This is a genomic window from Gelidibacter sp., assembly GCF_035515035.1.
Lineage (GTDB): Bacteria > Bacteroidota > Bacteroidia > Flavobacteriales > Flavobacteriaceae > Gelidibacter.
The window spans coordinates 57,519-70,479 of the sequence record NZ_DATJCA010000169.1 but is presented as its reverse complement, the minus strand read 5'-3'; the positions used below and the strand labels follow the sequence as shown (position 1 = coordinate 70,479).

Annotated in this window: 9 protein-coding genes; 3 read left to right on the top strand and 6 right to left on the bottom strand. The window is 39.3% G+C overall.

Annotated features, from left to right (window positions below):
• Both VLZ86_RS14645 and VLZ86_RS14640 read left to right on the top strand, forming a co-directional pair.
• Nucleotides 1-903, top strand: a 903-nt coding sequence (locus VLZ86_RS14645; RefSeq protein ID WP_325452646.1) for a dipeptide epimerase, incomplete at its 5' end; no start/stop codon positions are given.
• Between the two features lie 4 nt (nt 904-907).
• The gene (locus VLZ86_RS14640; protein WP_325452644.1) at nt 908-1,951 is read left to right on the top strand and encodes an aminotransferase class I/II-fold pyridoxal phosphate-dependent enzyme; all 1,044 of its coding nucleotides are present in this window, start codon (nt 908-910) and stop codon (nt 1,949-1,951) included.
• A 38-nt stretch (nt 1,952-1,989) separates the two neighbouring features.
• On the opposite strand, the gene VLZ86_RS14635 is transcribed toward VLZ86_RS14640, so the two are convergent.
• Nucleotides 1,990-3,474 (bottom strand): SusD/RagB family nutrient-binding outer membrane lipoprotein, encoded by a 1,485-nt coding sequence (locus VLZ86_RS14635; protein ID WP_325452642.1) that lies wholly within the window; start codon nt 3,472-3,474, stop codon nt 1,990-1,992.
• A gap of 11 nt (nt 3,475-3,485) precedes the next feature.
• Complete coding sequence (locus VLZ86_RS14630; protein ID WP_325452640.1) at nt 3,486-6,620, bottom strand: SusC/RagA family TonB-linked outer membrane protein; 3,135 nt, start codon at nt 6,618-6,620, stop codon at nt 3,486-3,488.
• A gap of 199 nt (nt 6,621-6,819) precedes the next feature.
• Here VLZ86_RS14630 and VLZ86_RS14625 point away from each other — a divergent pair, with 199 nt between their 5' ends.
• Entirely contained in the window at nt 6,820-8,136 is a 1,317-nt protein-coding gene (locus VLZ86_RS14625) for a D-alanyl-D-alanine carboxypeptidase/D-alanyl-D-alanine-endopeptidase (protein ID WP_325452638.1), read from the top strand.
• Between the two features lie 9 nt (nt 8,137-8,145).
• On the opposite strand, the gene VLZ86_RS14620 is transcribed toward VLZ86_RS14625, so the two are convergent.
• The 4 genes from VLZ86_RS14620 to VLZ86_RS14605 form a co-directional block, all read right to left on the bottom strand.
• Nucleotides 8,146-9,612 (bottom strand): M14 metallopeptidase family protein, encoded by a 1,467-nt coding sequence (locus VLZ86_RS14620; RefSeq protein ID WP_325452636.1) that lies wholly within the window; start codon nt 9,610-9,612, stop codon nt 8,146-8,148.
• An 84-nt stretch (nt 9,613-9,696) separates the two neighbouring features.
• Nucleotides 9,697-10,359 (bottom strand): peptidoglycan recognition family protein, encoded by a 663-nt coding sequence (locus VLZ86_RS14615; protein WP_325452634.1) that lies wholly within the window; start codon nt 10,357-10,359, stop codon nt 9,697-9,699.
• A gap of 225 nt (nt 10,360-10,584) precedes the next feature.
• Entirely contained in the window at nt 10,585-11,745 is a 1,161-nt protein-coding gene (locus VLZ86_RS14610; protein ID WP_325452632.1) for a metal ABC transporter permease, read from the bottom strand.
• Nucleotides 11,738-12,865 (bottom strand): iron chelate uptake ABC transporter family permease subunit, encoded by a 1,128-nt coding sequence (locus VLZ86_RS14605; protein WP_325452630.1) that lies wholly within the window; start codon nt 12,863-12,865, stop codon nt 11,738-11,740. The genes VLZ86_RS14610 and VLZ86_RS14605 overlap by 8 nt, the downstream gene beginning before the upstream one ends.
• Nucleotides 12,866-12,961 lie beyond the last annotated feature (96 nt).

Genomic DNA, 12,961 nt, shown 5'->3' with positions numbered 1-12,961 from the left:
AAATCGGGATACGGTGAAGCAACTTCAAATCCATACTACAACATAAGCATCAAAGGAATGATGAGTGATTTGAAGCAATTGGAGCCGCTTATCGCCGATTCTTCCGGAATGGCTCCCGAAGAATTTTGGGAAAAAATGAAGTCGCAGTTAACTCATGATATGTTTGCCCTATGTGCTTTAGATTTAGCGTACAATGATCTTTATGCCAGAAAAGAAGGGAAAAAACTGTATGAATTGTGGAACTATGACATCAGCCACAATCCGCTTACAGATTTCACAATAGGTATCGACACCATTGAGAAAATGGTTTCTAAGATGAAAGAAATGCCATGGCCTATTTATAAAATCAAATTAGGTTCGGATCGGGATATTGAAATCATTACCGAATTGCGTAAACATACCGATGCTGTTTTTAGGGTAGATGCAAATTGTGGTTGGACAGCCGATGAAACTATTGCCAATGCCGTAGCACTTAAAGAATTAGGAGTAGAGTTTATAGAACAGCCATTACCTGCGGACGATTGGGAAGGCCATAAAAAAGTCTTTGAACATTCCGTACTGCCAATTATTGCTGACGAAAGTTGCCAAGTTGAAGCAGACGTAGATAAATGCTTTGGACATTTTCATGGGGTGAATGTTAAGTTGACCAAGTGCGGCGGTCTGACACCTGCACGGCGGATGTTGGTCAAAGCAAGAGGTCTGGGCATGAAAACCATGGTAGGCTGTATGACTGAATCGAGTGTGGGAATTTCTGCCATAGCTCATTTGTTGCCACTTTTAGATTATGTAGATATGGATGGCGCTTTATTATTGGCTGAGGATATAGCTACTGGAGTGCGCATTGAAAATGGTGAAATTTTTTACAGTGATTTGAACGGAACTGGTGTCACCCTAACCGAATAATTCAATGACTGTTGATCAATTTCCGGATAGAACGATTCAAGTTGATGGCAAATCGTATCTTTATTTTGGAGGCACTTCCTATTTAGGGATGGCAACAAATCCTGATTTTCAAATTCTCCTTTTTGACAGTATCAAAACATGGGGGACCTCTTACGGAAGTTCTCGGAATTCTAACATTCAGTTGAGAATTTACCGAGAAGCAGAAGACTTGTTGTCGAAAAACAGTGGGGCTGAGGCTGCGCTTACGGTGTCCTCGGGTACTTTGGCAGGACGACTTGTGATGGATTATCTGGCAAAAACGCACCAACATTTTTATCATTATCCAAAAACACATCCCGCCATTCTTGAAAATGCAAGTCGCCCACTATTTGTTGATGGAAAATTACATCCAGGATTAAGAGATGAGGTGAAGGAAGCTGTGGTGATTACCGCAGATGCGCTTTTATCCTTAGCGGTCAAACCTACCAATTTTGATTTCTTAGACGACATTTCTTTAAGTAAAACCATCACGTTATTAATCGATGAATCCCATAGTTTGGGTATTGTAGGCAAAGACGGTACTGGAGTTTACAAAACGATTAACCATCCAAGTATTTCGCAAAAAATAATGATCAGCTCCTTGACCAAAGCTTATGGCTGTTCAGGTGGTGTTATTGTTGGAGATAAGAAGCTTGTTGATAGTATTAGGAATGCTGTGGTTTTTATCTCGGCAGCCGGAATGAATCCCATCTTTTTACAAACCTTTGTTAAAGGTCAGGACATCATACAAAATCAACTTAAGAAATTGCGGGAGAATCTACAGTTTCTATATGGTGATGACCATTTGCCACAACAGTTTTATTATGATCATCATTACCCTGTCATCTATTCCCATAGCAATGTCATTTTTGACTATTTGAAATCCAAGGGCATCATCATTACCAATTTCAAATATCCTAATTATGATGCTTTAATGAATCGAATTGTCATCACTGCCAATCATACCAAAGACGATTTAGAGCAGTTGAAATCGGCTTTGAGATTATTCCAAAAAGAAACCCTTCACTAAAATTAATGAAGGGTTTTTTATACTATTAAAATGAGATTTTAGTTCTGAGCGTCCCACCAAACTGGCGTTACAGGTGTCTTCTTATTCGCTTCTACAGCTACTCTGTTTCTTGTGACTTCTGTTGAAGGGTAACTAGCACGTCTAAACCATTCGCCAGCAAATTCGCCACTTGAATCCTGTTCTTCACGCATGGTGAGACCAACAAAAACATCATCAGAAAAATCATAGCGTCTGTAGTCGACAAACGTTTCAGGATTTAAAAAGTTATGGATGTATTTTTCTTTCATAATGTGGTGGAGCATCAATCCTGATTCGCCCACTGCAATTGCAGGGTCAGCTAAATAGGCACTTCCATCGGCTCCGAATTTATCCATACTTGCCGCGATACCGTCAAGATAAGCGTTGTAAGCTATTGCAGAAGAACCCGTGCTTGTGGTAGTGCCTCCATTGGCTAGAAAGGCCGCTTCAGCTTTAATAAAAAGAGCTTCTCCATAAGTAATGATCGTAATTGGAGAATCAATGGAGGTATAATACCCGTCCGTTAAGAATCTTGCATTAGCTGCGGTACCGTCTGGACTTAAACCGCCGCCGCCACTTACATAACCTTTCCACTCCGTACTGCCTTCCGGTAATTCACCAAAAAGAGGTAATCTTGGGTCAATTGTTAAGGCTGTTGATTGAAATGGGTAATAATTTCCGTTCATGGAACTTACCAATTGGCTTGCCAAATCGTTATGGAAATTTCCTTGACCTCTTGCGACCACTTCTTGTGCATAACGCGGATTGATATTTCTATCGGTATAATTCATTTGAAAGTCATCAGCATTTGATGTAAACCCTTTGTCAATGGTGGACAGTACCTCGTTTGGAGATACGGTTCCTGCACTGACCAAATGCAATTGATAGCGGGCCTTTATGGTATATGCTGCCCGTAACCATTTATCCATATTGCCACCATAAATGAGATCGTCATTTGATAATTCATAAATGGAGGTGTTGGGAGTTTCCAAGATTGCTATCGCATTATCCAAAAGTCCAAAAATACTGCTGTAAATTTCTTGTTGTGTATCAAAAGAAGGTGATGGGTTGTTAATACCTTCTGCGGCTTCAGAATACGGAACATTGTCCCATGAATCCGTAACGATGCCCAGGTTAATGGCAGTTAAAATATCGGCAACGGCAGTATATCGCGGTGCGTTCAAAGCTGCTGCTTTCTCTTTAATGGTCAATATGTTTGGGAGGCTATAGAGGTAAAAATCAGTCCATAAACCTGAGGCCGTTGTTTCGCCTGAAGCCAATCCGCCCCAACCCGTAAAGTACTGGGTATAATTTCCAAAAGTTTCTGCAGCTGAATATTGGCCTTGAACCGTTCTATAAATAACAGGTGCCAACAAATCCTTCATTCTAAGTGCATCTTCCTGAACAGAGCCCGAAGGCGTGTTCACGTCAAAATATTCATCGCTACATGAACTGGCGCCCAAGATAAGCAATGCTATACATGTTGTTTTTATTATATTTTTCATCTTCATTTTTTTTAAAATCCTAATTTAATTCCGAAAGAATAACTTTCACTCAAAGGGGTTCCAAGACCAGTAAATCCGTACACGTTACTACCGGCACTATATTGGTTTCCTTCAGGATCATAACCATCATATGGGGTCCATAATAAAAGATTATGGGCGCTTACTGACACGCTTAAATTATCAATGTTTAAACTACTAATTATATTTTTTCCAAAATTATAAGATAAGCCTATGTTACGAAGTTTAACCCATGAAGCGTCTTGAATAAGTATTTCAGCTGCTGAATTGTAACGGTTGGTGTCTCTATAGTAATCTTGGTTTATAAGGCCTTCAATTGTGTTTGTAACGAAGCCGCCACTGCCGTCATCCATAACTCCGGTGAAAACTTCCTTCACGTCTCTATTTTCTGTAATTTTTGGATTTCCATTTCTAATGGAATTTCTCCGTCCAGCATCATAAAGATCACCTCCTTTTTTCCATTCCAATAGAAAGTTAAAGCTTATATTTTTATATCGTAGCACGTTATTGAACGATGCAATAAAATCAGGAAAAGCATTTCCAACCTTAACCCGTTCGCTTCGATCAACTCTTGGTAAGCCATCTGGTCCAATGTATCTCTGACCATTTTCATAACGCCATTTATAACCATATAACTCTCCCATCTTATCACCATTTCTAATTTCTGAAGTGATGCCCGCTGCGGCGCCCGCATCGGCGAAAATTAGGGCGTCAATATCTTCTGGTAAAGACAATACCTTGCCTTCATTTGTAGACCAGTTGATCATTGTTTCCCACTGGAAATCCTCCGTTTTGAAAACGTCATAAGCAATTAACAATTCGTGCCCGAAGGTTTCGAAATCCCCCGCATTTCTTACAACTCCAGAGATTCCAGAGGAGTACGCTGTGCCCACTGTGAAAATTTGATTTTTAACCCGGGTCTTGTAGTACGCATAATCTAAGCGTAAGCGATTTTTAAAGAATCTCAGGTCAGTACCAACTTCAAAAGATTTATTCTTTTCAGGAACAATGAACTCTTCACCAACAATCGTGTTTGCTCTATAACCTCCAGAACCGCTAAAAGGGAAATTACCATCAGACACGAAGTAAGTACCGGTTTCTCCAAAGCCTGGTCCTTTACCTACTTCCGCCCAAGACGCTCTTAACTTTCCAAAGGTGAAAAACTCGTTGTCTTTATCAATAAGTTCATGAAAATCATAGGCTAAACTCACTGAGGGATAGAAAAACGAACGGTTATTTTTTTCTAAGGTTGAGGTCCAGTCATTTCTACCGGTAATGGTTAAAAATAATTGGTTTTTATAATCGGCTTTAAGTTCTCCAAATACCCCTACGTTTCTAATTTGAGTAACACTCTTATCAGCAAAAATATTGATGGTATTTGCAATGTCATTAATGCCAGGTACGTTTAGAGTTTCTCCTCTAATCATTGAATAGTCTCTTCTGGAATCAGATATTTGATTTCCTAAGGTTAAAGAGGTGCCAAAGTCGTCTGACCATCTCTTATCAAAAGTTACCAAGAGGTTGGATTCTAAACCTAAGAAATTAATATTCTGGTTGACGATAAATCCGCCAACTGCCGCTCCAGCATCTAGGTCTGGTGCCACAAAGCGATTTCTCATGTCAGAATAATTATCAACCTGTGCCGCGTAGGTCACGTTGATCCAATCTTTAGGCGCCCAGTTAAAGGTCGCGTTACCTACCCATCTGTTGACATCGTCGGTTAACGGACTTGTTTCTAAGAGATAACGTGGGTTGTCAATAACCCCAAAGGAGTAATTACGTTGGGTCCCATCTTCATTAATATAATCATTGATTGGAAAGGTTGCAGAATAATATGCCAGGGAACTAAACACTGATTTATCACCCCCATTTCCGCGTTTACCGCCAGCATTGGTATAATTTATAGAGGTATTGATATTGAATTTTTCATTTACTTTATAACCTGCCTTAAATCTTAAGGTCGTTTTACCGTAATCAGTATTTGGTAAAACACCTTTCTCACTTTCGTTACCAACAGAGAAATAATAATCAAGCTTCTCATCAGCTCCACTGATATTAAAATCAATTTGGTTGCTGATGCCTGTTTGAAAGAGATCATAGGGATCATAAAAACGGTCGCCTGTAAGATCAATGGTCTCTCCGCCTACAACGGCACTGTCTGCACTATATTCCGGTCCCCAAGAATAGAAGGAGGTTCCACCCAGTCTTGTAAAACCTGTATCTGTTTCAGGTGTATACAAATTTCTTGGAAGGCCACTATATCCCTCACGATATTTTTTCTGTAATTCGGGGGTTGTTGCTATATTTCTAAACGTTGTAGAAGCAATTAAGCCAATTTTAGCTTTTCCTAATTTTCCTTTTTTAGTGGTAATGATGATCGCACCGTTTGCTGCTCTCACCCCATATAATGCACTGGCTGCTGCACCTTTCAATACGTTGAAGCTTTCAATATCCTCTGGATTAATGTCAGATGCCCTGTTTGAAAAGGAAAATTGCTCGGAACTGCTCGGCGAATTCGATCCTGCACTTGGCAATACGTTACCTGAAAAGGTGTCATTATCCAATGCTAAGCCGTCAATAATTATTAATGGCTGGTTGCTTCTGTTTGGATTGACCGAGGTAATCCCTCTAATTAAGATGTCAATACCTCCTCCAGATGACCCAGAGGTTTGACTGATCTGTACACCTGCAACACGGCCCTGCAAAGCAGTAAAGGCATCAGTTTGACCAGTAAGATTAAGGTCCTCCGTTTTTACTTGAGTTACCGAATAGCCCAGCTCTCTTGTTTCTCTTTTAATACCAAAAGCCGTGACTACGACTTCGTCAAGAGAACTTGCATCTTCTTCAAGTTTCACATTGATAACGGTTTCAGAAACCGTCCTTTCAATTTTTTTAAATCCCACATAAGAGAAAATTAGAACATCTCCTGAAGATGCATTAATGGTATAATCGCCATCAAAATTTGTTGTTGCACCTTTAGTGGTGCCTTTTACTTGAATATTTACTCCAGGCATTGGGACATTATTCGCATCAGTAACTACACCAGTAACGGTAATAGTTTGAGCGAATAACATCAAAAACGCAGAAGTAAAAAAACCAAGTACGGTGAGGGTAGTTTTTTTTTGCATAATTTGAATTGTTTTTATTAAAGTAGAGAGGTAAATGTAATAAAATAAAAGATAAAGTGCGTTTTCATGAATTCTTTAGACCGATTATAAATTAATTCATTGTTTTATAGTGAGTATGATGATTTTCTTTATTGATTTCACTTTTTTCAAAATTATCAATTAACTTTCGGGATCTTAATCTTTTAGTTTTTTATTTGATATGAAAAATACCAGTAATTTCAAGAGTTTCGAAAGTGTGAAAAACTTCAATTCCGTGGTGCGATTTAGTTTTTTAATTCTGTTTTCCTTTCTTTTAGTCAATTGTAAATCGGCTAAAGTTTCCAAGCACTTGGAAAAATCGATGACTTCAAATTTCTTTGACCATCAGTTTACTGGTCTTTTGGTTTACAATCCAAGAACCAAGGACACGGTGTTTAATCATAACGCCGAACGCTATTTTACACCGGCGAGCAATACCAAAATATTTACTTTATATACGGGTCTCCAATACTTACCTGAAAAAGTTCCAGCCTTTAAATATGCTGTGCATCACGATACATTGATTGTAAAAGGAACGGGAGATCCTAGTTTTTTACATCCGTATTTTAAAGACAGCACGGCTTTGGAGTTTATGAAAAATTATAAAGCCATAAAATTGGTGACGGATAATTACGCCAATGAAAAATTTGGACCAGGTTGGGCATGGGAAGATTATGACATGTATTATAGTCCAGAACGGAGTGCCTTTCCATTATACGGGAACGTAGTAACCATTTCAAATACTGACGATTTAAATACCTATCCGAAGTTTTTGAGGTCTCAAACCACGTATACCTTAATGGACAAGCGCCGCGACTTTAATGCCAATAATTTCTATTATAAGTTGGACAGAAAAACGAGCACAGAGGTGCCATTTGTTTTGGACACAACCATGGTGAAAGCCCTTTGGAATGATCTACTTCCCGATAAAGTAGAATTTATCCCCTATACCACAGCCAAAACAGATCAGATATTTTACAGTATTCCGTCAGATAGTTTATACAAACGCATGATGCATGTGAGCGACAACTTTCTGGCCGAACAGATATTAATTTTGGCATCCTCAACGGTTTCTGATTCATTGGATGCCGACCCCATCCGGAAATCGATTCTCGAGAATCAACTCAAAGATTTGAAACAAAAACCGAAATGGAGGGATGGCTCCGGGTTGAGTAATTACAATCTCTTTACTCCATTATCCTTGGTGCAGGTTTTGGAAAAGCTTTACGCCGAAATTCCAAGGGAACGCCTGTTCAACTTTTTTCCGGTCGGCGGTGTTAGTGGTACTCTGAAAAACTGGTATGCTGGAATGGATGGTCCTTATGTCTTCGCCAAGACGGGAACATTGTCTAGTACACATACTTTAAGTGGCTATTTGGTGACCAATTCTGGAGACGTGTTAATCTTTAGTTATATGAATAACAACTACCTCACCACAACGGATAAGGTTAGGGAACAAATGCAGGCCGTTCTAGAATTTATAAGAGATAAGTACTAAAATAAAGTTTTACTTTCCGTAAAATATAGCATTCTTAAAATTGCTCTCTTGGTTTTTTAAATCGATTAAAAATCCGTTGACCACAGCATAATCCACTTGACCATCTTTTTGCAAGACAAAATTAGGATTGTTGCCAATGTTCACATAAAATCCTGGAATCTTTTGATCCTTGTCCAAAATATTGATCGGGAGAGAAACGTCCTTATCCTTAGGTGAAAATTGTGCCAATCGGACATAGGTGTACCCCGATTTTAGAAGTTCGTAAATGTCCATAGCTTCCAAATCTTTTATGGTCTGGATGAGTTCTGGATACACTTTTCCTTCAATTAAGCGATACCCTGTAGCGTCTACAGTTTCGTAACCATAGAAGGTTGAGAGGTCGCCTTTTTCAACAATACTGCCCACGTTATAAAAGGTGTCGTAATTTTTGTCTTGGACTTCCAAATGGTTGATTCCGATATCTAAAATATAATCCTTTCCTAAAAGATTATGGGTGAAGCGTTCAATTTTTAAATCGAATAATTTGCGATCGTTTTGCGGGATCTTCTCATAATCGTCAATAGAGATGTTTTTATAATTTCCATTGGCAATGGTATAACATGCCGATAAAATGGATACAAAATTGAGCTTTCTGATTTCCTGTTTTTCGACATCATTCTTATACCCTCCGGATTCAATCAATATGGCACTGGTGCCCCATTTTTGAATGTTGTCACCGAACGCGCGTGGTTCAAAATCGTCGTTGTAGCGCCCCACTTGCCCTGGAGCATATTTTTGAATGATGCTGTTCATAAAGACAATAACTTTCATGGCATTTCCTCGGACGTCATTGATGTCTTTTTCGTAATTGTAGGCAGGTGCCAGATAAGAAATGGTCGCTGGCTTAGGTGTGCGCTCAGCATTATAATAGGTGCTTTGGTCGTGAAGGTTGAAACCAAAATCGGCATCCAAACTATCGCGGATGCGTTTTAAAACTTGGCCTTCTGGAGATTGTAACATGAGTGCGTCTCTGTTGATATCAATGCCCAAAGCGTTACGTCTGGTAAATAATTCAGCACCATCGGGATTGAGCATCGGCATAAAATGAAGCGTCAATTGACTTAAGAGCTCTTTTTTTTCTGCTTTAAAATCGTTGCTGTTCAAAAAGTTAAAAATATCAAAAATCGCTTGGGTTGCGGTAGGTTCATCACCATGCATCTGCGACCAGAGAAGAACGTTGATATCTCCTGTTCCAATACTAATTAAACTAATGTCTTTGCCTTTAATACTTTCGCCTACTTTTTGCACTGTATAGGCTGGATTGCTTTTAAGCTTGAGAATTAAGGGTTGGATGTCTTCATGCTTGATTCGGCGGTTGTCCAAACTTGGTTCTTTGTATTTCGAATAGCTATCGTATAGATTTGTGGTCATATCACCAACCTGGGCCGTCATAGAGACTATAAAAATGGCAAGTACTAAAGTGAAAATAGATTTCATTTGTATATTTTTTGTTTAATGATCAAAGAACTGTCGTGAAAAGACTATCGGTTTATTATAAACTTTGGAATAGACACCTTATCTTTAATGAGTTGTAGTTACTGGGGCTGATTTTAATTTAAGTTTTCGGGTTTTCTTTCTGACGGCTTTCATAAAGTCCTCGCCAGGATCAACTTTTTTGGTTCTATAGCCATCATCCTTCTCAAGCCATAACTCATGACCTTCAAAATTAGTATACTCATAATGGCCGATAAGATATTCAATAGGATATTTTTTACTCAAATAGTTGACCAACCAAATATTCGCTTTAATTTGCTCATGGGTCAGAGGTACATCTTTAGTGCCTCCAACATTTTCAATGCCAATGGCAGTGTGATTTAAACCAATGACGTGCCTTGCCATGGTTAATTCTGGCATCAACCGGTAAATGGTGCCATCCTGATCGACTAAAAACTGAGAGGATACATTTAAAGCACTTGCAGTAGCAATATCAGGTCTGCTTGGTAGTTGCGATGTATAGAACGCATCAAAAGATTCTTGGAGTGTTGGGATTGCTGTCCAATGCAATACAATCATTTTGGGTACAATAATCGGCTTGTCTTGTTCTAGACCATAGCGTGTAGATAGGTATTCTTTGGTGAGTTGGATCCGCTCTTCATCAAAAACAATCGGTTTATCCACTATCTTTTTCGAAGTGCCGCAAGAAAATAACAAAAACAGACTAATGCAAAAAAGCGAGTATTTCATTGTTATAAGTTAGGTGAATATCAAAGTTAGCAAAATTATTTGTTACCTAGGATATTTGAAAAATTTAACCCGTAAACAAGGGCGAAAATTTGCTTAAACTACTAAGCTTTCAGATCATTCTGTGAGATTTTAATTCTGTTTGTCATATCGATTCCTGTCATAATTTTATATGATTTACTATAAGAATTTGTGTCTCGAAAAATGAATTGGAAATTTTGTAAGACTTTATCCTCTAAATAAAAAGAAATGCTTTTTCATGTCTTCAATCTGAGTGTCTTCATTGGTAATGATATAGTCAATGGCTTGGGACGTGAATTCATCACCTTTTTCGGTGAGCGATACGACTTTATTCTTAATGAGAATCATATTGTTTTTAAGCGCTAAATCCAGCACGGTCTTACTTCGCACTTTTTGCCAATTGATATGCTCATTGAGGTGGTTGACATGGCGTTCTTCCTCTTCACTGTGATTTTTAAGATGGAGTAAAAAAGTCAATAAGGAGACTTCAATTTGTTGTCTTTTCTCTCTATACATCACGGCAATCAAGCCCTTACTTGGGGCAAATAAATACACCAGAAAAAACACAACCCCAAGCATGGTTGCAATAGAACCAGCAATGGAAGCATCCAGCCAATGAGCTATCCAATACCCGGAAATGGCTCCAAAAACCCCGAAAAATATGGCGAGTCCGAGCATTTTCTTCAAATTTGTGGTGAGTAGATAAGCACAGGCAGCCGGGGCAATCATGAGTGCCACAACCAAAATTGCACCTACGGCATCAAAAGCACCAACTGTTGTAATGGATGACATGGTCATTAGACCGTAATGAATGAGTACCGGCGAAAAGCCTAAGGAGGCGGATAATCCGGGATCAAAAGTACTTAACTTTAATTCTTTGAAAAAAGCGATTAAAAGAGCGACAGTTGTCAGTAAAATAATTCCGATTACCCATAATGATTTCGGACCTATATCTGTGCCTCCAATCGTGAGTCGATCAAAAGGTGCAAAAGCTAATTCGCCCAGCAATACAGCGTCGACATCCAAATGTATATCATTAGCGTTTTTCGCAATCATGATGACCCCAATACTGAACATGGCGGGAAATACCAATCCGATGGCGGTATCTTCTTTGACCAAACCTGTTTTTTGAATGCGCTCAACTAAAATAACCGTAATGACCCCCGTAAGTGCGGCCAATAAAATGAGGAGTGGGGAGTTGAGGTCCTGTGTGATAAAAAAACCAACGACAAGACCTGGAAGGATGGAGTGGCTAATGGCATCACTGATCATCGCCATTTTACGAAGCACCAAAAAGGTACCCGGAATGGCACAGGCAATGGCAACCAGACTGGCAATAAGCTGTATTTCCAACTGGGCGTTACTCATGTTTCTTGAAATTTTGGTTGTATAAATTGGCGGCGGTTTCAAAGCCTTCTTCCGTCAAGCTCCACATGGCTCCATCTAAGGTCACATAGTTTTTATCGACTAATTTTTGTAGTGTCTTCCGTGTAAAACCTTGAAAGTTGTTTAATATTTTAATGGTATGCGGATGCGAAATATCCTCGTGGGTCTCTGCAATATGATACATAAAGGCGAGGGTTTTTTGAAATTCCAAATCCCTTCTGTTTTTAATAAATCGGATTTGACGAAATAACAAACCTCTGCCTGGTGAAAAAACGAATGAAAAAATCACAAATATAGAGGCTACAATAACAATGACCGGTCCGGTAGAAAGGTTGTCTTGACTGGCGCTGATGGCTGTTCCAAAAACTCCTGAAAACGCACCGAAGATTGCGGCTAAAAAGACCATTGTACCCAAACTGTTGGTCCATTGTCTTGCCGCTGCAGCGGGAGCCAATAACATGGCACTCATCAAAACGACGCCAACAGTCTGTAGTCCCAAAACAATGGCCAATACAATAAATGTGGTGATCAAAATATCTATAAATTTGGTGTTGAAACCTAAGGTTTTAGTATAGTCCGGATCAAAAAGTAAAAGTTTGAATTCCTTCCAAAATAACAGCATGACGATCAAACAAATCCCGGTGACAATCGCCATTAACCAAACATCACTTTCCACCAAGGTTGCTGCCTGTCCGAATAAATATTTGTCCAATCCCGCTTGATTGGCGTTGGGCTGCTTTTGGATGAAAGTGAGCAACAGCATCCCAAACCCAAAAAATAGGGAGAGGATAAGACCCAAAGCAGTATCCGATTTTAAGTGCGTCTTAGTCACGATGCCTCGGATCCAAAACGTGCCCACGAGGCCGCTGACCAAAGCACCAAGAAGTAAGGTGTTGGTGTCTTTGGCGCCGGTAATTAAAAATGCCAAGGCGATTCCTGGAAGGGCAGCATGAGAAATGGCATCACCCAGCAAACTTTGTTTGCGCAACACCGCAAAACTCCCAAGCATTCCCGTAACAGCGCCCAAAATGGCGGTGCCCAAGGTGATGGTGCGAAGCGTGTAATCGCTAAAAACTAAAGAAAAATAGTCCTGTAAATTCATACCCTATTCCTGCGCAGGCAGGAATCTTTTTTATTTTTATAATTTCAAATCATTGTGATTGTTTCAATAATCATAGATTTATTTTCTTCAAACCTT

Coding starts and splice junctions, on each gene's coding strand:
- VLZ86_RS14640 (WP_325452644.1), top strand. CDS start 908: ATGACTGTTGATCAATTTCCGGATAGAACGATTCAAGTTGATGGCAAA.
- VLZ86_RS14635 (WP_325452642.1), bottom strand. CDS start 3,474: ATGAAAAATATAATAAAAACAACATGTATAGCATTGCTTATCTTGGGC.
- VLZ86_RS14630 (WP_325452640.1), bottom strand. CDS start 6,620: ATGCAAAAAAAAACTACCCTCACCGTACTTGGTTTTTTTACTTCTGCG.
- VLZ86_RS14625 (WP_325452638.1), top strand. CDS start 6,820: ATGAAAAATACCAGTAATTTCAAGAGTTTCGAAAGTGTGAAAAACTTC.
- VLZ86_RS14620 (WP_325452636.1), bottom strand. CDS start 9,612: ATGAAATCTATTTTCACTTTAGTACTTGCCATTTTTATAGTCTCTATG.
- VLZ86_RS14615 (WP_325452634.1), bottom strand. CDS start 10,359: ATGAAATACTCGCTTTTTTGCATTAGTCTGTTTTTGTTATTTTCTTGC.
- VLZ86_RS14610 (WP_325452632.1), bottom strand. CDS start 11,745: ATGAGTAACGCCCAGTTGGAAATACAGCTTATTGCCAGTCTGGTTGCC.
- VLZ86_RS14605 (WP_325452630.1), bottom strand. CDS start 12,865: ATGAATTTACAGGACTATTTTTCTTTAGTTTTTAGCGATTACACGCTT.